The organism is Stenotrophomonas maltophilia (assembly GCF_039555535.1).
In the GTDB taxonomy this organism is placed as follows: domain Bacteria; phylum Pseudomonadota; class Gammaproteobacteria; order Xanthomonadales; family Xanthomonadaceae; genus Stenotrophomonas; species Stenotrophomonas maltophilia_Q.
The window spans coordinates 4,363,516-4,384,966 of sequence record NZ_CP154630.1; the positions used below are offsets into that span (position 1 = coordinate 4,363,516).

The 21,451-nt window shown below is 67.2% G+C and carries 21 protein-coding genes; 7 read left to right on the forward strand and 14 right to left on the reverse strand.

Features of this window, described 5'->3' with window-relative positions:
• Nucleotides 1–36: 36 nt before the first annotated feature.
• A complete protein-coding gene (locus AASM09_RS20075; protein ID WP_049428979.1) occupies nucleotides 37–807 on the forward strand; it encodes a DUF3426 domain-containing protein in 771 nt (256 codons plus the stop codon).
• 114 nt (nucleotides 808–921) lie between these two features.
• Nucleotides 922–1,197 (forward strand): DNA-binding transcriptional regulator Fis, encoded by a 276-nt coding sequence (gene fis, locus AASM09_RS20080; RefSeq protein WP_005419706.1) that lies wholly within the window; start codon nucleotides 922–924, stop codon nucleotides 1,195–1,197.
• A 128-nt stretch (nucleotides 1,198–1,325) separates the two neighbouring features.
• On the opposite strand, the gene AASM09_RS20085 is transcribed toward fis, so the two are convergent.
• The 6 genes from AASM09_RS20085 to AASM09_RS20110 are packed head-to-tail and all read right to left on the reverse strand — an operon-like array spanning nucleotide 1,326 to nucleotide 7,134.
• Entirely contained in the window at nucleotides 1,326–2,321 is a 996-nt protein-coding gene (locus tag AASM09_RS20085) for a phosphatidate cytidylyltransferase (protein ID WP_049428980.1), read from the reverse strand.
• Nucleotides 2,318–2,947 carry a lysophospholipid acyltransferase family protein gene (locus tag AASM09_RS20090; RefSeq protein ID WP_049428981.1) on the reverse strand — a complete coding sequence of 210 codons (630 nt, stop codon included), beginning with the start codon at nucleotides 2,945–2,947 and terminating at the stop codon, nucleotides 2,318–2,320. Before AASM09_RS20090 ends, AASM09_RS20085 begins: the two co-directional genes overlap by 4 nt.
• 13 nt (nucleotides 2,948–2,960) lie before the next feature.
• Nucleotides 2,961–3,398, reverse strand: coding sequence for a hypothetical protein (locus tag AASM09_RS20095; RefSeq protein ID WP_049428982.1), 438 nt, complete (start codon nucleotides 3,396–3,398; stop codon nucleotides 2,961–2,963).
• Nucleotides 3,395–4,699, reverse strand: a complete 1,305-nt coding sequence (locus AASM09_RS20100) for a phosphatase PAP2/dual specificity phosphatase family protein (RefSeq protein ID WP_238378662.1) — start codon at nucleotides 4,697–4,699, stop codon at nucleotides 3,395–3,397. The genes AASM09_RS20095 and AASM09_RS20100 overlap by 4 nt, the downstream gene beginning before the upstream one ends.
• A 23-nt stretch (nucleotides 4,700–4,722) precedes the next feature.
• Complete coding sequence (locus AASM09_RS20105; RefSeq protein WP_049428984.1) at nucleotides 4,723–6,474, reverse strand: bifunctional alpha/beta hydrolase/class I SAM-dependent methyltransferase; 1,752 nt, start codon at nucleotides 6,472–6,474, stop codon at nucleotides 4,723–4,725.
• A 39-nt stretch (nucleotides 6,475–6,513) separates the two neighbouring features.
• Complete coding sequence (locus AASM09_RS20110; protein ID WP_049428985.1) at nucleotides 6,514–7,134, reverse strand: CDP-alcohol phosphatidyltransferase family protein; 621 nt, start codon at nucleotides 7,132–7,134, stop codon at nucleotides 6,514–6,516.
• Nucleotides 7,135–7,357: 223 nt separating this feature from the next.
• On the opposite strand from AASM09_RS20110, the gene purH reads away from it, so the two are divergent.
• From purH to purD, 3 genes are read left to right on the forward strand one after another with little or no spacing between them, the layout of a single operon-like run.
• Nucleotides 7,358–8,941 (forward strand): bifunctional phosphoribosylaminoimidazolecarboxamide formyltransferase/IMP cyclohydrolase, encoded by a 1,584-nt coding sequence (purH, locus tag AASM09_RS20115; RefSeq protein WP_343368581.1) that lies wholly within the window; start codon nucleotides 7,358–7,360, stop codon nucleotides 8,939–8,941.
• 16 nt (nucleotides 8,942–8,957) lie between these two features.
• Nucleotides 8,958–9,836 (forward strand): hypothetical protein, encoded by an 879-nt coding sequence (locus AASM09_RS20120; protein ID WP_049428987.1) that lies wholly within the window; start codon nucleotides 8,958–8,960, stop codon nucleotides 9,834–9,836.
• A gap of 58 nt (nucleotides 9,837–9,894) precedes the next feature.
• Complete coding sequence (gene purD, locus AASM09_RS20125) at nucleotides 9,895–11,178, forward strand: phosphoribosylamine--glycine ligase (RefSeq protein ID WP_049428988.1); 1,284 nt, start codon at nucleotides 9,895–9,897, stop codon at nucleotides 11,176–11,178.
• Nucleotides 11,179–11,337: 159 nt separating this feature from the next.
• On the opposite strand, the gene AASM09_RS20130 is transcribed toward purD, so the two are convergent.
• The 8 genes from AASM09_RS20130 to rhlB all read right to left on the reverse strand — a co-directional run bounded on the left by AASM09_RS20130 (nucleotide 11,338) and on the right by rhlB (nucleotide 18,459).
• On the reverse strand, nucleotides 11,338–11,670 hold the full coding sequence (locus AASM09_RS20130; protein WP_100443706.1) for a helix-turn-helix domain-containing protein: 333 nt from the start codon (nucleotides 11,668–11,670) through the stop codon (nucleotides 11,338–11,340).
• On the reverse strand, nucleotides 11,654–12,037 hold the full coding sequence (locus AASM09_RS20135) for a type II toxin-antitoxin system RelE/ParE family toxin (protein ID WP_049429009.1): 384 nt from the start codon (nucleotides 12,035–12,037) through the stop codon (nucleotides 11,654–11,656). Before AASM09_RS20135 ends, AASM09_RS20130 begins: the two co-directional genes overlap by 17 nt.
• Before the next feature lie 176 nt (nucleotides 12,038–12,213).
• Nucleotides 12,214–13,089: an RNA polymerase sigma factor RpoH gene (rpoH, locus tag AASM09_RS20140; protein WP_049428989.1), complete on the reverse strand. Its 876-nt coding sequence runs from the start codon at nucleotides 13,087–13,089 to the stop codon at nucleotides 12,214–12,216.
• A gap of 278 nt (nucleotides 13,090–13,367) precedes the next feature.
• Nucleotides 13,368–14,081 carry a uracil-DNA glycosylase gene (gene ung, locus AASM09_RS20145; protein WP_049428990.1) on the reverse strand — a complete coding sequence of 238 codons (714 nt, stop codon included), beginning with the start codon at nucleotides 14,079–14,081 and terminating at the stop codon, nucleotides 13,368–13,370.
• Complete coding sequence (locus AASM09_RS20150) at nucleotides 14,078–14,920, reverse strand: response regulator (protein WP_049428991.1); 843 nt, start codon at nucleotides 14,918–14,920, stop codon at nucleotides 14,078–14,080. The genes ung and AASM09_RS20150 overlap by 4 nt, the downstream gene beginning before the upstream one ends.
• Before the next feature lie 7 nt (nucleotides 14,921–14,927).
• A complete protein-coding gene (ftsX, locus tag AASM09_RS20155; protein ID WP_049428992.1) occupies nucleotides 14,928–15,875 on the reverse strand; it encodes a permease-like cell division protein FtsX in 948 nt (315 codons plus the stop codon).
• 3 nt (nucleotides 15,876–15,878) lie between these two features.
• A complete protein-coding gene (gene ftsE, locus AASM09_RS20160; protein ID WP_049428993.1) occupies nucleotides 15,879–16,565 on the reverse strand; it encodes a cell division ATP-binding protein FtsE in 687 nt (228 codons plus the stop codon).
• A gap of 169 nt (nucleotides 16,566–16,734) precedes the next feature.
• The gene (gene rhlB, locus AASM09_RS20165) at nucleotides 16,735–18,459 is read right to left on the reverse strand and encodes an ATP-dependent RNA helicase RhlB (protein ID WP_049428994.1); all 1,725 of its coding nucleotides are present in this window, start codon (nucleotides 18,457–18,459) and stop codon (nucleotides 16,735–16,737) included.
• Nucleotides 18,460–18,970: 511 nt separating this feature from the next.
• Here rhlB and trxA point away from each other — a divergent pair.
• Both trxA and rho read left to right on the forward strand, forming a co-directional pair.
• The gene (gene trxA / locus AASM09_RS20170) at nucleotides 18,971–19,300 is read left to right on the forward strand and encodes a thioredoxin (RefSeq protein ID WP_005411275.1); all 330 of its coding nucleotides are present in this window, start codon (nucleotides 18,971–18,973) and stop codon (nucleotides 19,298–19,300) included.
• Nucleotides 19,301–19,528: 228 nt separating this feature from the next.
• A complete protein-coding gene (gene rho, locus AASM09_RS20175; protein WP_049428995.1) occupies nucleotides 19,529–21,274 on the forward strand; it encodes a transcription termination factor Rho in 1,746 nt (581 codons plus the stop codon).
• The last annotated feature ends 177 nt before the right edge of the window (nucleotides 21,275–21,451 follow it).

The window sequence follows — 21,451 nt, forward strand, 5'->3', positions numbered from 1 at the left end:
TTGAATGACCGCTGGATCCGAGCCCGCACCCTGAGCATGTCCGAGCCGAACCCACCGCGCCGTCCCCTGGCCACCTTCCTGCGCACGACGCCGGAGGGTGAGGCTGCGCCTGCGACCGATGCGCGCACGCAGCACGACGTTGAGCACACAGCGCCTGCAATGCAGGCGCCGACCGAGCCCGTTGATCTGGCACATGCGCCGACGGCGGAGATGCGACACGACGATGACACGGTCATCGTTGATGACACCGCAGCCATCGAACCGGCACCGGTCGTACTACCGGCAACGACGGTTGCCGCCGATGCACCCAGTTTCCTCGGCAACCCGCGCCCACCTGCCCTGCCAACGCCGCGCTGGCACTGGGTGCTGGTCGCCGCGCTGGCGCTGCTGCTGGTCCTGCAGAGCGTGCTGGCCGATCGCACGCGGCTGGCCGCCGACGCCGGCAACCGTGCATGGCTGGGCACGCTCTGTGGCGTCCTGCGCTGCAGCCTGCCGGCCTGGCATGAACCCACCGCCTTCACCATGACCAGCCGCGAGATCCGCCCGCTGCCCGGGCAGGCCGGTGTGCTGCAGGTGCAGGCCAGCATCCGCAACGACGCACGCTGGGCACAGGCCTGGCCGGACCTGCGCCTGTCACTGTCCGATGCTGATGGCCGTGTGATCGGCAGCGGTGTGTTCACGCCTGCGCAGTACCTGGGCGAGAACCCCGGTGCGGCCCTGCTGGAACCGGGCCAGAGCGCGCGCGTCGCGTTCCGGGTACAGGAGCCCGCCGCATCCACCGTCGCATTCACCTTCGACTTCCTCTGACCGTGAAAAGGCGACCGGCCGTGGCAGGCCGGGCACGCTCGCGCTAGACTGGCCGCCACCACCTCGTCCGGCCGCGCGCTCCGCGCGCACGGGCCAACCGAATCGGGAACCCCCTTGAACGCTGTCCTTTCTCGTCCTGACAACAGTCGTGGCGCTCCCCGGCCACCGCTGCGTGAACATGTCGCCCAGTCCGTGCGCCGTTACCTGCGTGACCTTGATGGCTGCGACGCGGACGATGTCTACGAGATCGTGCTGCGCGAGATGGAGATTCCGTTGTTCGTGGAAGTGCTCAACCACTGCGAAGGCAACCAGAGCCGCGCTGCGGCAATGCTGGGCATCCACCGCGCCACCCTGCGCAAGAAGCTGAAGGAATACGGCATCAGCGCCTGAGCGCGCGCGTGGATAGTGCCGGCCGCTGGCCGGCAACCCCGTGAACGATGGCAGGATGTTGCAGTTGCCGGCCAGCGGCCGGCACTACCGGTAGATCCACGCCATGCGTGGATGGAAGCCCGGCAGAATCACCCGCCCCCGCCCGCCTTCCAGTAATACCGCACCACATGGAAGAACACCGGCGCGGCGAAGCACACCGAATCCAGCCGGTCGAGCATGCCGCCATGGCCCTCGATCATGTGCCCCCAATCCTTGATGCCACGGTCACGCTTGATCGCCGACATCACCAGGCCGCCCCAGAATCCCATCAGGTTGATCAGCAGCGACAGGCCGAACGCCTGCAGCGGCGTGAACGGGGTGATCCACCACAGCGCAGCGCCCAGCGCGCTGGCACTCAGTACGCCGCCGATGAAACCCTCCACCGTCTTCGACGGCGACAGCTTCGGCGCGATCAGGTGCTTGCCCAGCAGCTTGCCCCAGATGTACTGCAGCACGTCCGAGGACTGCACCACGATCACCAGGAAGGCGAACAGCAGCACATTGCGCGACGGATCATGGCCGGGCACGTGCAGGTTCAGCAGCAGCGGCACGTGCGAGATGCAGAACACGCAGATCATCAGCCCCCACTGCACCTTCGCCGTGCGCTCCAGGTAGTGCGTGGTGTCGCCGCCGATGGTCGACAGGATCGGCAGGAACAGGAACGCATAGACCGGAATCAGCAGCGTGTACATCCCGTACCAGTCGATCCACACCAGGTAGTACTGCCAAGGCAGCACGATGTAGAACGCCGCCAGCAGCGCGTAGTAGTCACCCGAGCGCGTCGGTGCCAGGGTGATGAACTCGCGCAGCGCGAACAGCGAGATGATCGCGAACAGCACGATCACCCCGGCACGGCCGAAGAACAGCGCCAGCCCGACCACGATCGCCATCACCCACCATGCGCGGATGCGCGACACCAGATTGGCGATCACCGCGCTGGGCCGGCCGCGCTGGCGCCAGCGCAGCGATTCGGCCACCAGCGTGGCCAGTACCAGCACCGCACCGACGCCGGCGAACAGCAGGCCGGTCTGCTGGCCCACACTCTGCGTTGCCAGGTCGCCGGACACATCGATCAGGAAACTCATGCGCGCCCTCCGTTCGGCGCCAGGTCCAGCAGCGCCTGCCGGCTGCGGGCCAGGAATGCAGCCTTGTCCTCGTCGGCCTGCAACCGCAGCGGCGTGCCGAAGGTAGCCGTGCACAGCAAGGGCAGTGGCAGGAAGCGGCCCTTGGGCATCACACGCTTCAGGTTGTCGATCCATACTGGAACGAACTCCAGCTCCGGGCGTTGCCGGGCCAGGTGGTAGATGCCGCTTTTGAACGGCAGCAACGGCTCATCGCCCACGTTGCGCGTGCCTTCCGGGAACAGGATCAACGAGCAGTCCTCGTCCACGGCATCGCGCAGGGCCTGCAGCGGGTCCTGCTGGCGATGCCCGGCCTCGCGCTCGACCAGCACGCCGTTGAACACCGCATCGATCAGGTAGCGACGCAGGGCATCGCGCTGCCAGTACTCGGCAGCAGCAACCGGGCGCACCTGGCGCCGCAGCGCAGGCGGCATGGACGACCAGATCAGCACGAAGTCACCATGGCTGGCATGGTTGCCGTAGTACACGCGACGCTCGCTGGACGGCGCGCAACCGATCCACAGCGCGCGCGCGCCGGTCACCACATGGATCGCGCCACTGCAGGCGCGGGCAATCAGTTCGGCGAACATTGGTCCCTCCCGTTCACGTCTGCGGCCACAGCACGGCCAGCACCAGCAGTGCGAACTGCGCCGCGGTCAGCAGGTACTGGCGCAGCAGCAGGCGACGCATGCCGGCCCAGCGCGCGTCCCAGCCCCGCAGGGGCGCATCGGGCGCCGCGCGGCGCAGGCCACTGTCCTGCAGCAGCTGATCGGTGCGGCGCGCGGCGGCATCGCCGTCCAGGCCCTCATCGCGCAGCAGCTGCAGCAGGCTGGCGTCCAGCGCCACCCGCCACGCGTGGTACGTCTGCGCCGCCCCCGCAAACATGCTGGCCAGCAACCACCCTGCAGCGACCATCGCCAGGCCCGGCTCGGTGCCAAGCAGCAGCAATGCCACCAGCAGCAGCCCCAGCGACAGGCATGCCGGCCAACGCCCCTGCCGCAACAGCAGCTGCATGGTCGCAATGTCAGGCGTCGTGCTCATGCAGGGTCTCCGGCGGCAACGGTGATCCCGCGCAGGTGCGCCTTGCCCAGCACGATGCCTGGACGCGCTGCACGCACGATCGCCACCGCCGCATCGGCATCAGACGCACGACCACTGCGCAGCAGCCAGGCCGCCACGCTGGCAGCACTGCGCGAGTAGCCCAGCGCACAGCACACCAGCAACGGCCCCTGCGCCCGCAGGCGCTCGATGGCCTCGGCTGCCTCGCGCAGCTGCTCCGGCGTGGGCACCACCAGGTCCAGCATCGGCACACCGGCGTATGCCGCACCCGGCGCGCAGCAGGACAGCTCGGCGCAGGCATCGACCACGCCCACCAAAGGTGTCGGCAATGCCGTGCAGGGAATCCGGCCCAGCCACACGCCGTCCAGCACCGGCACCGGCTGCGGCGCGCGCCGGGTCCATAGCCGTGAATTCATCCACGCTGCCGCCAGATATGGAGCCAGCAGCCAGCGTGCCGCCATGGTCAAGCGACCATCGGCGCGCTTCTGGAACACCGCCGTACCCAGCCCGGCATAGGCAAGCGCTACCAGCAGCAGCGACGCCACCGGCCACAGCAGCCACAACGCCGCGCCACGCAGAAGCACCACCGGCACCAGCACTACAGTAGCCGCCAGCAGGTACAGCGCCGCCAATCGCCAACGTTTGGCATCGCGCGCAGTACGCCAGGCACGCAGCGGCGGCGTGCCCTGTTCCGGCCACAGCCACACGCACAGCCAGCCGGCCAGCAGCCCGGTCGGGATGTCGATGAAATGGTGCTGGAACGTGGTCAGCACCGAGACACCGATCAGCAGCGCCCACACATGCAGCACCCAACGCCACACGCCGTGCAGGTACTGCGCGAACTTCACCCAAAGCACGATCAGCAGCACGATGTGCAGCGATGGCGCCTGGTTGAACGGCTTGTCGAAGCCCAGCAGCACATCGAACAGCCAACCGAACACGCCGCCGATCTCCGGCCGCTCGAAACTGAAGCGCAGCGGCCACAGCAGGAAGCAGGTCACCGCGATCAGCTGTGCACTGAACAGCCGCAGCGCATGCCGGTCCAGTTCCAACCGTTGCCGGCACAGGAAGAAGGAGACTGCGTAGAAAAGGTCGATCGACCAGTACGGCACGATCGTCCACGGGACGAAGGGAATGCGCGTCTCCCAAGCGAACGCCATCACCGGCAGTTCGGCATGGCGACCGGCCATCCAGTTGGCGAAGCCGTAGCTGGCGAAGAAGAACGGACCCAGCAGGGCCAGCCACAGCAGAGCGCGCCGCCAGGGGCGCCCTTCCGCGGCCAGCGGGGTGGCGGCCAGTGTCGCCATCACGCGGTCCGGCGTGCCAGTGACACGGTGAAGATGCCGAATTCGTCGATGCGCTGCGCCACCTTCTCGAATCCAGCCAGGCGCACCAGCTCATCCATCTCCTGCTGGGTACGACGACGCATCACCCACGCTGCGCCGCCGCGGTGGCTGGTCAGCGCGCGCGCAATGAATTCCAGCTGCGGGTGCCAGGGCTGGCCGGTGTAGGCCAGGTAGCCGCCCACCGGCACCGTTGCGGCGATGCCCTGCAGCGAGCGCAGCACGGCGTCGTTGTCGGGGAACAGTTCGTACAGGCCCGACACCACCGCCAGCGTCGGCGCCGGATCGACCTTCGCCAGCTGCGACGGATCGAACGCATCGCCCTGCTCGAAGCGTGCGATGTCGGACGCACCGAGGCGCTCGATCAAGGCCTGGCCCTGGGTCACGTTCAGATCGCTGAAGTCACGCAGCACGATGCGGTCGGCGCGCTGTTCGCCCTGGCCCAGCGCTTCCAGCACATAGCGGCCATGCCCGGCGGCCACGTCCAGCACACGCACCGGCGTGCCTTGCCCACGCAGGCGCTGGGCGGCATCGCGCAATAGTTCCTGCAGGTGCTGGCCACGGATGCGGATGCCACGCCAGCCGATCGCATCCAGATAGTTGCGGTCGACCATGCGGCCGAACGGACCCTTGCCGCGCGCTTCGTCGCGATAGATGTAGTCCAGCGTGCTGCCGGAATCAAAACCGGTCTGCAGGCCCAGCGCGATGCCTTCGGACAACGTGCCGCCAAAACGCAGGCCGCCACGCACCACGCGCCAGCGCAGGTCCGCGAGGCTGTTGCGTTCCGGCGGCCAGGCCAGGATCTCCGATTCCTCGAAGGTCGGCCCGTGCCGGTGCGCATCGCGCCGTGACAGCTCACGCAGCGGCTCGGCGAAACGTGCCTGGATGAAACTGCGGATGCGCGCCAGCGCCGGTGCGCGGTCGCGCTCGCCCAGCGTGTCGTGGAAGAAGCCCGGCAGGTGCACGCGCTCCTTGACCGGGCTGGACAGGCGCTCGTAGAAGCGGTCCTGCGGGCCACGATGCACGACGAAGTCGGATCCGGACACCAGCAGCTGCACCGGCACGCTGATTGCCTGCGCATCGGCCACGATACGGTCGGCGGCCTCGTACAGGCCCAGCAGTACGCGCACCGAGATCGGGCGGGTGATCAGCGGATCGGTGCGGTAGCTCTCCACGCGCGCCGGGTCATGGGTCAGCCACTGCGGCTTGACGTAGCTGTTGACGAAGAAGTTGCCACGCAGCTTCTGCATCAATGCCAAGCCCGGGCGTGCGAACGGCACGTACAGCTTCACCTTGAACGCCGGCGAGGCCATCACCAGCGCACGCAGGCGCGGTGCGTAATCGTGCACCCACGTGGCAGCAACCACGGCGCCCACGCTCTGCGCGATCACCACGATGTTCTCCACCGCGATGCCGTGTTCGGCGCCGATGTGGGCGATGAAACTGTCCAGGTCACGCACCAGCGCCGGGAAGCCCGGTGCATCGCCACGTGCGCCTGGCGAACGGCCGTTGCCACGCGCATCCCAGGCGAAGAAGGCGGTGTCGGGCAGGTCCAGCTCGTCGACCAGGTGAGTGACGCGGCCGGAGTGCTCGTGGCCGCGGTGCAGCAGCACGATGGCCTTGCTGGCCGGGGCTGCGGTGGTGCCCGGCCAGTACCGGTAGAACAGCGGTACCTGATCGAAGCTGTGGAATTCCCGTTCCTGCGCCTGACGCATGCAATCTCCTGATTGATGTGGCGTGTTGTCTTGGTGTGTCTATCGCCGCGGCGTCGCCGCGGATTCCTTCAGCCCGTGCCGTACGCGATTGATCATCGTCAGCATGCACAGCACTGCCATGGCTGCGGCCACGCCGCTGACCGTCATCGCACCACCCCAGCCGAACGCCAGCAGCAGGCCCAGCACGCCGATCAGGAAGGCGCGGTCGCTCTTCCCCATCGGGCCGTCATAGCGACGGCTGGCCCCGACCATCAGCCCCAGCACGCCGGCGTATTCGCTCAGTGCCGCGGTCCAGGCCAGCAGCCACAGCGCCTCCGGGCGCACGCCGGGTACGCTGAGCAGGCTCAGGTACAGCGCCGCATCGGCGATCACATCGCACACTTCGTTCAGATAGGCGCCCAGCCGCGATTGCTGGCCGAATTCGCGCGCCAGCATGCCGTCCACGGCGTTGAGCGCCATGCGCAGCAGCATCCACAACGGCAGCAGCAGGTACAGCAGGGGCTGGGCAGGCGCGCAGCACCACACGGCCGCGGCCACCAGCAGCGAGACCACGGCGGCGGCCACGGTCACCGTGTTGGCGGTGATGCCGAGGCGGTAGAGCCCGCGCACGGCCGGACGCAACAGGTCCTGGAAACGTCCTTTCAATGCATAGATCGACATGATCCGTACCCGCTGATCCTTGGCAGTGCGGGCACAGCCTACCCCATCGTCGACTGATTCCGACAACCCGTCGCCGGTCCGGGGCTCAGCCCCCTGATCGGGCCGGATCAATGTGCCCAACCCGGTCCTGGGCCGATTGCTGCGGCAAATTACCCCTTCCGGCACCCGCCACCGGCCCCCACCGCCTACAATATCGGCCCCGCTCCGCTGCCGATTCTGTCCCATGACTGCTGATCTGTTGCCCGTCCGCCGGGCCCTCCTCTCCGTTTCCGACAAGACCGGTCTGGTCGAGCTGGCCACTGCGCTGGCGGCACGCGGCGTGGAGCTGCTGTCCACCGGCGGCACTGCCAAGGCGATCCGCGATGCGGGCCTGGCCGTGAAGGACGTGGCCGAGGTCACCGGTTTTCCGGAAATGATGGACGGCCGGGTCAAGACCCTGCACCCGATGGTGCACGGCGGCCTGCTGTGCCGCTCCGGCCTGGACGACGCAGTGATGGCCGAGCACGGCATCGGTGCCATCGACCTGCTGGTGCTGAACCTGTATCCGTTCGAATCGGTCACCGCCAAGGCCGACTGCACCCTGGCCGACGCGGTCGAGAACATCGACATCGGCGGCCCGGCCATGCTGCGTTCGGCAGCCAAGAACTTCGCCCGCGTGGCAGTGGCAACCGATCCGTCGCAGTACGCCGAACTGCTGGCCTCGCTGGACGCCAACGGCGGCCAGCTGACGGCTGCCACCCGCTTCGCGTTCTCGGTGGCCGCGTTCAACCGCGTCGCCCAGTACGATGCGGCGATCAGCAACTACCTGTCGGCGGTCACCGCCACCGACGCCGCCGTGCCGGCACGCGCCGAGTACCCGGCGCAGATGAATTCCACCTTCGTGAAGGTGATGGACCTGCGCTACGGCGAGAACCCGCACCAGAGCGGCGCGTTCTACCGCGACCTGTACCCGGTGCCGGGCACCCTGGCCACCTTCCAGCAGCTGCAGGGCAAGGAACTGAGCTACAACAACCTGGCCGATGCCGATGCGGCGTGGGAATGCGTGCGCCAGTTCGATGCGCCGGCCTGCGTCATCGTCAAGCACGCCAACCCGTGCGGCGTGGCCGTGGGTGCCGGCAACGGCGATGCCTACGAGCTGGCCTACGCCACCGACCCGACCAGCGCCTTCGGCGGCATCATCGCCTTCAACAAGCCGCTGGACGCCGCCACCGCCAAGGTCATCCTGGACCGCCAGTTCGTGGAAGTACTGATCGCCCCGGACTACGAGCCGGCCGCGCTGGAATACGCACAGAAGAAGGCCAACGTGCGCGTGCTGCGCATCCCGCATGGTGATGGCCTGAACAACTTCGACAGCAAGCGCGTGGGCTCGGGCCTGCTGCTGCAGTCGTCGGACAACCGCGGCATGACCCGCGACGAACTGAAGGTGGTCAGCAAGCTGGCACCGACCGACAAGCAGTTCACCGACCTGCTGTTCGCGTGGAAGGTGGCCAAGTTCGTGAAGTCCAACGCGATCGTCTACGCCAAGGACAACCGCACCATCGGTGTCGGCGCCGGCCAGATGAGCCGCGTGTACTCGGCCCGCATCGCCGGCATCAAGGCCGCCGATGCGAACCTGGTGGTCGAGGGTTCGGTGATGGCCTCCGATGCGTTCTTCCCGTTCCGCGACGGCATCGACGCCGCTGCTGCCGCCGGCATCAAGGCAGTGATCCAGCCGGGCGGTTCGATGCGCGATGCCGAAGTGATCGCCGCCGCCGACGAACATGGCCTGGCCATGGTGTTCACCGGCGTGCGCCACTTCCGCCACTGATGCTGGAGCGACACGGATGTCCACAGCTTCAATGAAATCGCTGGCCGTGCTCGCCCTCGCAGGCACGGCCACGCTGGCCGGCTGCAAGCCCGCAGTGGCCCCCCCGCCTGCGCCGGCGTCGGAGGCCGCCACGTCGGCCCCTGCCGAGCCGACGGCGCACGTGAGCCGCACCGCACGACTGCGGGCATTCCTGGTCCAGCGCTATGGCAAGAAGGCCAGGCTCTCCGGTGAATGGCACGGCAGCTGGAACGACGACGGCGAGACCCGCCCGATGGACTGGCACGTCTGCGCCGAGCAACCGGTGGTGAGCGGTGACAGCTGGCAGCAGTTGCTGGCGGTCTGCGGCGCACTGTCCGAAGGCGCACACATCGATGCGGGAATGATCGACTTCTTCGTGCTGCGCCCGAAGGGCGATGGCTTCGAAGTGGCCAGCGAACTGACCGGCGAACGCTTCGGCAGCGGCGGCCAGCCCGGCACGGTCAGCGTCATCCGCGCCGGCAGCGACTTCCATGGCTTCCGTGTCGAGGACGGCTGGTTCGGGCAGGGCTTCTCGCTGCTCTCGCAGTCGCTGATCCTGCCAGGCCCGAACGGCCTGGTCGCCACCGGCAGCGTCCGCAGCCATATCGACAATGACGCCCAGTACGAGTGCGACAACCTGGGTCCCGGCACCGACCCGGACACCGCCGAAGACTGCCGCACCCGCCGCTTCAGCATCGATTTCGCACTGCGTTTCGACGACAGCGATCGCAGCGCGCGCATCTGGCCGCTGCTGATCGAGGAAACCGGCACCACCTGTGGCGGCAAGCAGGTCCGGCAGGAACACCGCTTTACCCTGGACCCGAAGACCTGGGCCTATTCCTTCCCCGAATCGCTGCGACGCGAAGGCTGCGAATGAAGCACCTGCGCCGACGGGGACATCGACCTTCCCTTCCCACGCAATCTGGAATCTCGTGATGAACGTACTTGTCATCGGCTCTGGCGGCCGCGAACACGCCCTGGCATGGAAGCTGGCCCAGTCCTCCCGTGTCACCGAAGTGATCGTGGCGCCCGGCAATGCCGGCACCGCCAGCGAAGACAAGTGCCGCAACGTGGCGGTGAAGGTCACCGACATCGACGGCCTGCTGGCGCTGGCCCAGGCCGAAGGCGTGGCGCTGACCGTGGTCGGCCCGGAAGTACCGCTGGTGGCCGGCGTGGTCGACCGCTTCCGCGCCGCTGGCCTGCGCGTCTTCGGGCCGACCGCCGCAGCCGCGCAGCTGGAGGGCAGCAAGGCCTACGCCAAGGATTTCCTGGCCCGCCACAACATCCCCACCGCGTTCTATGCCGTGCACACCGAGGTGGATGCGGCGTTGGCCTACATTCGCGACAAGGGCGCGCCGATCGTGGTCAAGGCCGATGGCCTGGCCGCCGGCAAGGGCGTGATCGTGGCGATGACCCTGGCCGAAGCCGAGGACGCCGTGCGTGACATGCTGTCGGGCAACGCCTTCGGCGACGCCGGTGCGCGCGTGGTGATCGAGGAATTCCTCGATGGCGAGGAAGCCAGCTTCATTTCGATGGTGGACGGCGTGCATGCGCTGCCGATGGCCACCTCGCAGGACCACAAGCGCGTCGGCGATGGCGACACCGGTCCGAACACCGGCGGCATGGGCGCATACTCGCCGGCCCCGGTGGTCACCCCGGAAGTGCATGCCCGCGTGATGCGCGAGGTGGTGAACCCGACCGTGCAGGGCATGATCGCCGACGGGATCCCGTTCACCGGCTTCCTCTATGCCGGCCTGATGATCGATGCCAACGGCGCGCCGAAGGTGATCGAGTTCAACGTACGCTTCGGCGATCCGGAAACCCAGCCGGTGATGCTGCGCCTGCAGTCGGACCTGGTCGAGCTGGTGGAAGCGGCCATCGACGGCCGTCTGGACCAGGTGCAGGCGCAGTGGGACGCACGGCCGTCGCTGGGCGTGGTGATGGCGGCGAAGCCGTACCCGGAAGCGCCGATCACCGGTGACGTGATTTCCGGCCTGGATGAAGTGCCGGCCACTGCCAAGGTATTCCACGCCGGTACGGCATTGGATGCACAGGGCCAGGTGGTCAGCGCCGGCGGCCGCGTGCTGTGCGTGGCCGCGCTGGGCGACAGCGTGGGTGATGCGCAGGCCAATGCCTACGCCGGCGTGGCCAAGGTGACGTGGGCCAACGAGTTCCACCGCAACGACATCGGCTGGCGCGCGATCGCACGCGAGGGCTGAGGCCGACGCGGCATCAGGGCATCCATGCATCGCGTGGATCCACTGGATCTTGCCGCATCCATGCATGGCGTCGATCATGCGGGGCTTGGGGTAGATCCACGCCATGCGTGGATTGAACACCATGGAAAAGCGAAGGCCCGGCAGAACCGGGCCTTTGCTTTACAGGACTGCTTCGAGGCCCTTCCGTTCAATCAGGTTAAGCAACTTCAGTGACGGTCCGCTGGGCTTCTTTTCGCCCTGCTCCCAGCTGCGTACGGTGGAAACGCTGGTATTGAGAACTCCCGCAAATACCGGCTGACTGAGCTGCAATGACGTACGCAGGGCACGGATCTGGGCACTGCTGTATTCAGGGACCGGCTCAAGGCAAAGCGCTTCGTAGCTGCTCAACCGACGTTTATCAATGAAACCATGCGCGTGCAGACTCACAGCCGCATCATGCACCGCTTCAAGAAGCGCACTTTTCGCACGCCGTCGCTCAGGGGGCTTCGTCATGGCCGATCTCCTGTAGATCCCCGTATTCCACGGCACGATTCAGCTGCGCCGTACTCATTTTCAGGAACTCCGATGCGTACAACTGCAGCGCATCCCGTTCCGCATTCGTGATCGCAGTACGTTCATTCTTCTCGTAGCCGAAAAGGAAGAACCAATGCCCGCCTCGCTGCGTAGCGACGATGATTCGAACGCTCCCACGCTTTCCTCGCCCCGGCAACGCAACGCGCTTCTTGAAGATTCCGCCGCCAAGATCAGCATCCACCAGACCCGCTTCCATTTCACGTACCGACCGGTACAGCGCAGCGTCGGACAGGGTGGTCCTGCGCATGCTGCGATTGAAACTTCGTGTGCGGAAGATGCGTGGCATGATCATACCGTGCCACTGCGTGGTACGGCGTGAACATCAGCATCCAGCACATGACCCGGTCGGCGCAATCACCGCCCTGGCGTCAGAGTAGAGCCACGCCATGCGTGGCCAAGCCCCACAAATGAAGAAGGCCCGGCACTGCTGCCGGGCCTTTCACAATTCCAACGCCCTCCCGCTTACGCGGTGAACAGCGCCTTCATCTTCTTCAGCGCGTTCGCTTCCACCTGGCGGATGCGCTCGGCCGACACGCCGTACTCGTCGGCCAGCTCCTGCAGCGTCACCTTGCTGTCGGCATCCAGCCAGCGGCGGCGGATGATGTCGCGCGAACGGGCATCCAGCTCGGCCAGGCCTTCGCGCAGCAGCTGCATCTGGTTGTCTTCGCTATCGGCACGTTCGTAGGCCATCGACGGATCTTCGTCGTTGGCGACCAGGAACGCGGCCGGCGACGGCGGCGCGTGTTCGTTGTCCTCGTCGGTCGGCGCATCGAAACCGATATCGCGACCGGACAGGCGCGATTCCATTTCCATGACCTCGCGCTCGGACACGTTCAGGTCCTTGGCGACGGCACTGACTTCAGCCGCGTTCATCCAGCCCAGGCGCGTCTTCGACTTGCGCAGGTTGAAGAACAGCTTGCGCTGCGCCTTGGTGGTGGCGACCTTCACGATGCGCCAGTTCTTCAGGATGAACTCGTGCATCTCGGCACGGATCCAGTGCACGGCGAAGGAGACCAGGCGCACACCCATTTCGGGGTCGAAGCGCTTGACCGCCTTCATCAGGCCGATGTTGCCTTCCTGGATCAGGTCACCCAGGGCAAGGCCATAGCCGTTGTAGCCGCGGGCCACGTGCACCACGAAGCGCAGGTGCGAATGCACCAGCTCGCGGGCGGCGTCCAGATCGTTGCCGTCGCGGAAGCGACGGGCCAGGTCCTGTTCGTCATCGACCGACAGCACCGGTATCTGGTGCACGGCACCGATGTAGGCGTCCAGCGAACCGAGCGCACTGGGAATCGGGAGATTGTTTGCCACAAGGGCAGTAGAGGTGTTCTGGCTCATAGGCACCCATCTTAGCAGTCCGGGATTTGGACTGCTAAAGGAGGAAAAAGTTCCAGCATCCTATTGATGCAACACTGGTCCCAAACAGAGCCCTACCGTAGCGCGATTTGATGACAGTGGCGAGCATGCTTTTCGGGATTCACAATCCCTTGGAATTCAAGCAATTACCTACCGGAAACCGGCCGATTCCGGTCAAGCTTAGCTGAACAGGCCGTCCCGGACGCCCATTCAGGGCCGGCAACGTTGCCCGGCGTTCAGCCCCGGACCGGCACCGCCGCTCAGAGCGCCGAACGCGGCGGCAGCGACCAGTCGACCGGGGCCTGGCCGCGGCGCTGCAGGTACTCGTTGGCCATCGAGAAATGCCGGCAACCCAGGAAGCCACGGTGGGCCGACAACGGCGACGGATGCGGCGACTTCAGCACGCGGTGGCGGCGGGTATCGATGACCTTGCCCTTCTGCTGCGCATAGGCGCCCCAGAGCATGAACACCAGGCCTTCGCGTTCGCGGTTGAGCACATCCACCACGTGATCGGTGAAGCCTTCCCAGCCACGGCCCTGGTGGGCGCCGGCCTTGCCCTCTTCCACCGTCAGCACCGCGTTGAGCAGCAGCACGCCACGCTGCGCCCACGGAATCAGGCAGCCATGGTCCGGGCGCGGGAGGCCGAGATCGCTCTCGATCTCCTTGTAGATGTTCAGCAGCGACGGCGGCACCGGTACGCCAGGCGCCACCGAGAAGCTCAGGCCATGGGCCTGGCCTCGGCCGTGGTACGGGTCCTGGCCGAGGATGACCACCTTTACCTGCTCAAACGGCGTGGCGTCGAACGCAGCAAAGATCTGCGGGCCAGGCGGGAACACTGCCGCACCAGCGGCCTTGCGCTGGCGCAGGAAGCTGGACAGCTCGCGCATCTGCGGCTGCAGGAGGTAATCGCCGACATGCTGCTTCCAGCTCGGTTCCAGCTGGATCGTCGGGGTGTCGGCTACTTCATCCATCATCGAATCAGGGGTCCATCGTTCAATCGGGCCAGCCGCAGCTGGAACAACACCTTGGTGACCAGCAGCCGTTCTTCGATCGGCTTGAGCACCAGGTCGTTGGCACCGGACTGCAGCAGCCCGGTCTGGTTGTGCGGGTTGCCGTCGCCGGTCATCACCAGCACCGGCAGGCGGCGCTTGCCGTAGCCAAAGTCCACGCGCACGCGCTGCACCACATCGCGGCCGCTCAGTTCGCCCTTCAGGGTGACGTCGGTCAGCACCAGGTCGATGCGGTGGCGGCTGCGGCCCAGCGACTCGGCAGTGAGCAGCGTGAACGCCTCTTCGGCACTGACCACGTGCAGCACGTTCAACTGCTGACGTTCCAGCATGCGCTTGGTCGCTTCGGCCACCACGCGGCTGTCCTCGATGTAGAGGATGGTGGCGCCGGGAATGGTCTGCGGCTGCACATAGCCGCGGATGAAGGTCGCCAGCGCTTCATGGCCGAGAGACTTGTCGAAATAGTCGGTGACGTACTCGGTAAAGCGGCGCTGCTCCAGGTGCTGCTGGGCGTCGCCGGACACCACGATCACCGGCACATAGGCCTGGCCGGCGGCTTCGCGGACCATCCGCGCCAGGGCCAGTCCGTCGCCGTCACGCAGCGTCAGCGAGGTGGTCACCAGGTCCACCGGGCCCTGCGCCAGCGCCTGCTGCGCGTCCTCGATGCTGTCGCAGCCGATCACGTCCACGCCGGGCAGGTCGCGCTTCAGCACGTCGGCGATCAGCTTGCGCACCAGCTTCGAGCCATCGACCACCATCACCCGCGTCGCGGGCCCTTCAAGGTGCTTCAGCGCTTGCGGTTGCATGCCGGTCTCAGGTGTCGGTCGGGCGCGTCTGGCGCAGGAAGTGGCCGGTCACCAGCCACGCACCCAGCCAGCCCAGCAGCAGCGTGCCGAGCAGGACCAGGCCGCCATGCAGCAGGTCCAGGCCGTGCAGCACGAACGGACTGCCGTAGCTGCGCGAAAGTTCGGCCAGCGGCACGCGCAGCGCGGCACCGGCGGCGCCGATCAAGGCCAGCGCCACTGCACCGGCACCCAGGCCATACCACGCGCCCAGGTACAGGAACGGGCGGCGGATGAAGCCATCACTGGCACCGAGCAGCTGCAGCACGCCGATCTCTTCGCGGCGGGCCTGGATGTCCAGGCGCACGGTGTTGCCGACCACCAGCGCGGCGCCGACGCCGAGCAGCACCGACAGCACCTGCACCAGCCGTGCACCGAACGCCAGCCAGGCATCCAGGCGCTGGCGCCACAGTGCATCGTGCTGCACCAGGTCGGCCTCGGGCAGGCTCTCCAGCGCACGTGCCAGGCGTGCGTCGTCCTTGCCCTGGCCGGGGGTGATCACCAGCAGCGAGGGCAGCGGATTGTCATTGAGTGCGTCGATCGCCTCGCCGAGGCCGGCATCGCGCAGTTCCTGCAGGCCCTGCTCGGGCGTGCGCACGTTCACTTCGGCCACGTCGTCGCGGTCGCGCAGCTGGCCGGCCAGGCGCAGCGCACCGGGACCATCGACGTTGCCCTTCAGGAACACGTTGATGTCGCGCGACTGCTGCACGCTGCCGGCGAACTGCTTGAGGTTGTCCAGCGCGATCGACAGGCCCAGCGGCAGGGCCAGCGCCAGCGCCATGACCATCACCGTCAGCAGGGTCGCCCACGGCTTGCGGAAGGCACGGCCGAGGCTGAACACCACGCTGTGCGCGTGGTGCTGGAACCAGACGCCCACCCGAGAGGGAGCGGCGGTTTCGCTGTTTTCGTTCTTCGCCATGCGTTACTCCGCCAGGTCCTGCGGCGAGATGTCATCCACCAGCCGGCCATGGTCGAGGATCAGCACGCGCTTGCGCATGCGGCGCAGCAGCGGCAGGTCGTGGCTGACCACCAGCACGCTGGTGCCGCGCGAGGGCAGCTCGGCGAACAGGGCCATGATCTCCGCCGCCAGGGTCGGGTCGAGGTTGCCGGTAGGCTCGTCGGCCACCAGCAGCTTGGGTTCACCGACAATGGCGCGGGCGATGCCGACGCGCTGCTGCTCGCCGGCCGACAGCTGCGAGGGCAGTGCCTTCTCGCGATGGCCCAGGCCCATCCGCTCCAGCACCGAGCGCACGCGCTTGCCGATGTCGCCGCGGCGGGTGCCGCGCAGGATCAGTGGCAGCGCCACGTTCTCGGCGATGGAGCGGTCCATCAGCAGGCGATGGTCCTGATAGACCGCACCGACCGCGCGACGGTGGCGGGGCACGTCGCCGCCGCGCACCTTCAGCAGGTTGCGCTCGTCAAACACGACGGCACCGCGGCTGGGCCGCTCGTCCAGGTGGATCAACTTGAGCAGGGTGCTTTTGCCCGCACCGGAATGGCCGGTGACGAACAGCATCTCGCCCGGCGCAACCTCGAAGCTGACATCGATCAGCGCCTCGTGGCCACCGGCGTACTGTTTGCTGACATTGTCGAAGCGCAGGACACTCATGCCCCGATTATGCAGGAGCGGCGCGACGGCGTGGAGATGGTGGGGCGATTGGTGGCAGCCGCGAGAGCAGCCGAGCGTAGGCTCGGCTCTACAGGGCGGCATGGGGGCTGTAGAGCCGAGCCCATGCTCGGCTCAGTGCGGACCAAGGTCCGCACCCACCCCCGGCCGATCAGCTGCCCGACAGCATCCGGCGGATCTTGCGGCCGATGCGGGTCAGGAACGAATCGCCGGTATCAGCGGCCGTGCGCACCGGCTTGGCCACCACCTGCACCGGGGTGACCGGGCTGGCGCTGTTGCCGGTATTGGCCTGCACGCCCTCGGCACCCTCGACCGGACGGCCGTGGCGACGACGACGGCGCTTGCGCGGCTTGTGCTCGCCGTCCACCGCACCTTCCGGTGCGCCTTCGGCACGCGGCGGGCGCGGCGGACGCGGAGCCTGGGCGGTGGCGCCATCGGCACCGGCGGCCGGCGCGGCAGCGCCCTGCTCGCCTTCCACGCGTGGCTTGCGCGGGCCACGCGAACGGCGTTCGCCGCTGCGCTCACCGTCACGGCCACCACGGCCACCACCGCCGCCGGAACGGCCGCCACTGCGGCCACCGCCTCGACGCTCTTCCTCGGCGGCGCGGGCTTCGCGCGCTTCGCGGAAGATCTGGCCGACGCTTTCGTTGTCCTCGCCTTCCTCGCCTGCCGCCGGGGCCGGGCGTTCCGGGCGCGGCAGCGGCGTCAGCAGTTCCTTGGTGACCGGCTCGGACGGAATCTTCTGCTCGATGTAGGCCTCGATGTCCGGCAGGCCCATGGCGTAGCGCTCGCAGGCGAAGCTGATCGCGTCGCCCTCTTCCCCCAGGCGCGCGGTGCGGCCGATGCGGTGCACGTAGTCTTCGGCATCGAACGGCAGGTCGTAGTTGTAGACGTACTTGATGCCGTCGATGTGCAGGCCGCGGGCGGCCACGTCGGTGGCCACGAGGATTTCCAGCTGGCCCTTCTGGAAGCGGTTGAGCAGGCTCTCACGCTTCTTCTGCGGCACGTCGCCGGACAGCACGCCCACGCGGTAACCGGCCTTTTCCAGCGAACGCGCCACGCGCTCGACGAACACCTTGGTGTTGACGAAGACCATGGTGCGCGCGCCTTCGCTGCGCGACAGCAGGCCGAGCAGCAGCGGGATCTTCTCGTCGTCGGCCGGGAAGTAGATGCGCTGGCGCACGCGGGCGGCGGTGATGGTCTCGGCTTCGACCACCAGCTTCTGCGGCTCGTTCATGTGCTCGTAGGCCAGCTCCAGCACGCGATGGCTGAGGGTGGCACTGAACAGCAGGGTCTGGCGGGTGGTGCGCTCGGGCATGCGGCGCAGCAGGAAGCGGATGTCCTTGATGAAGCCCAGGTCGAACATGCGGTCGGCTTCGTCCAGCACGCAGATCTCGCAGGCGTGCAGCGAGACCACCTTGTGCTGCTTGACGTAGTCGATCAGGCGGCCCGGGGTGGCGATGATCACGTCCACGCCCTGCTGCAGCAGTTCGCGCTGCTTGTCGTAATCCACGCCGCCGTAGACCAGGGCGAAGCGCAGGCCCAGGTCGGAACCGAACTTCACCGCATCCTTGTGGATCTGGATGGCCAGTTCGCGGGTCGGGGCGAGGATCAGCGCGCGCGGATCTTCCGGCTTGCGGTCGGCCAGCGCCGGACGCGTCAGCAGGCGGTTCACGACAGCGACCAGGAAGGCCAGGGTCTTGCCGGTGCCGGTCTGGGCCTGGCCGGCAACATCACCGCCGGGCAGCGCGACCGGCAGGGTCAGCGCCTGGATCGGGGTGCAGCGGGTGAATCCGGCTCCTTCAAGACCGGCCTGCAGGGCCGGATGCAGCTCGAAGGAGGAAAAGGTCAAATCGGTCAGCGGTTTGTCGCTCATGAGTCCGTCTTGGTATGGCCGCCGGCCCGTGGGGCGGCTGGCACTTCATCGTCTAGGGGCACCGTCGCAAACTGCGGCCCCTGCGGCGGGTTGGCAGGCTGGGACCGCTCGGTCCGAACGCCGCACAATGGCCCAGTTTAACGCACTCGGGCCGGCAAACCGGAATGCCCTGTCTCACGAACCGAAGAGACGACCAGTCTTCATCCAGCCACACCGGACTTGAACGACCTGGCCGGGCCCGCTGGTGTCGCCCGCTGCCACCCCCATCTTCGGGAAGACAGTGAAATCCGACACATACCGAGCTTCGAAGCGATCACGATACGCTGGGTTCCAGCCGGCGCCTGTCCCCGCCCTGCGATAGGGGTACACTGCCGGCCGTGAGCGTCCAGGCATCCCGCCGCACGCACCGCGGCAGTGCGCCGCGAGGCAACGACGAGGGTCGCGCCACCGGGCATGGCCCAGTTCACCCACCTCCGGCATGGCCGGGTGCAATCCAAGACGAGAAACCAAGATGAGCGACAAGGTTGTACATGTCGGCGACGCCGACTTTGATAGCGCAGTGCTGAATTCCAAGGAACCGGTGCTGGTCGATTTCTGGGCCGAATGGTGTGGCCCGTGCAAGATGATCGCCCCGGCGCTGGACGAACTGGCCGATGCCTACCAGGGCCGTGCCAAGATCGCCAAGGTCAACGTCGACCACAACCGTGCGCTGGCCGCCAAGTACCACGTGCGTTCGATCCCGTACCTGGTCGTGTTCAAGGACGGCGAGAAGGTCGGCGAGCAGATCGGTGCGGTGGGCAAGGCCCAGCTGGCCGGCCTGCTGGACAAGGCCCTGGCCTGATCCTGCTGTTCCCCGGCAGCCGCCGACCGCGGCTGCCGGCGGGCGCACCGCGCCCATGATGAATGCTGTTCCCGGCAGCCCTTGCATGGCGCCGCAGGCCGATGATAGTGTCGGCATATCCGGCCGCGTTCGCGTGCCGCACCCTCTGGACGCAGTTTCTTCCAGACCCATTCCCAACGTTCGCCGCCCCAGCCGGGCGCTCGCACCTTCAAGCGAGGAATAACGCTCTTGTCCGATAACACTTCCGAAACCGGCAGCGCTGATGCGCCCGCCGAAAAGCGCGTGCGCAAGCCCCGCGTGAGCAAGGCCGCCGCCCCGGCAGCCGCCGAAACCAGCGCCGCTCCGGCGCAGCCGACCCTGCCGCTGGCCGCCGCGCCCGAGGCACCGGCCCCCGCCTCCGCACCGAGCGCACCCGCCGCCGAGGCTCCTGCCAGCAGTGGCGGTGGCGAAGGCGGTGAGGGTCGCGAATCCGGCCAGCCGCGGCAGCAGAACCACCAGGGGGGTGGCCAGAACCAGGGCCAGAACCCGTACAACCAGAACGGCCAGCAGGGCCAGGGGCAAGGCCAGGGCAACCGCCGTGACCGTTTCCGCAACCGCCGCGACCGTGACCGCAACAACAACCGCTTCCGCGACGACGGCCTGCCCAACGACGGCGGCGAGCAGCAGCCCTTCGTGCCGCGCCCGCATGCGAACGTGCCGGAAGGCTTCCCGGTTTATTCGCTGAGCGACCTCAAGCGCATGCCGGCACAGAAGCTGCTGGAAATCGCCGAGCAGCTGCAGATCTCCGAAGGCGTGGCCCGCGCCCGCAAGCAGGACGTGATCTTCGCCCTGCTGAAGGTGCTGACCCGCCATGGTGACGGCGTCGCCGCCGACGGCGTGCTGGAAATCCTGCCGGACGGCTTCGGCTTCCTGCGCGCGGCCGAAGCCAGCTACCTGGCCGGCCCGGACGATACCTACATCTCGCCCAGCCAGATCCGCCGCTTCAACCTGCGCACCGGCGACCACATCTCTGGCCGCATCCGCTTCCCGAAGGACGGCGAGCGCTACTTCGCGCTGAACATCGTCGACACCATCAACGGCGAGCCGATCGAAGCGTCGAAGAACAAGGTGCTGTTCGAGAACCTGACCGCACTGTTCCCGCGCCGCCGCTTCACCCTGGAGCGTGGCAACGGTTCGTCGGAAGACATCACCGGCCGCATCCTCGACCTGATGGCACCGCAGGGCAAGGGCCAGCGCTCGCTCATCGTGTCCCAGCCGAAGGCGGGCAAGACGATGATGATGCAGCAGGTCGCCACCGCCATCACCACCAACCATCCGGACGTGCACCTGATCGTGCTGCTGATCGACGAGCGCCCGGAAGAAGTGACCGAAATGCAGCGCACCGTGCGCGGCGAGGTCATCAGCTCGACCTTCGACGAGCCGGCCGCGCGCCACGTGCAGGTGGCCGAAATGGTCATCGAGCGTGCCAAGCGCCTGGTCGAGCACAAGAAGGACGTGGTGATCCTGCTGGACTCGATCACCCGCCTGGCCCGCGCCTACAACAACGTGGTGCCGAGCTCGGGCAAGGTGCTGACCGGTGGTGTGGACGCCAACGCCCTGCACCGCCCGAAGCGCTTCTTCGGTGCCGCGCGCAACGTGGAAGAAGGCGGCAGCCTGACCATCATCGCCACCGCGCTGGTCGACACCGGCTCGAAGATGGACGAAGTGATCTACGAAGAGTTCAAGGGCACCGGCAACAGCGAAGTGCACCTGAGCCGTCGTATCGCTGAAAAGCGTGTGTTCCCGGCCATCGACATCAACCGTTCGGGCACCCGCCGCGAAGACCTGCTGATCGAACCGGAACTGCTGCAGAAGATCTGGATCCTGCGCAAGCTGCTGCATCCGATGGATGAAATGGCCGCGATGGAATTCCTGCTCGACAAGATGAAGAACACCAAGTCCAACGACGAGTTCTTCGGTTCGATGAAGCGCTGATCCACGGCATTGCATCGAAAAGAACCTGCCGCTCGCTGCGGCAGGTTTTTTTTTGCCTGCAGGGCGACCCACTTCACTTCACCGCCGCCCGGTTTTGGCGATAATCCGCCCGATGCCCTGCCCGGCCCCGAGGGCCTGGCCACCGATTCCCGCTGTCGCCCCTTCCGGAGAACCGGT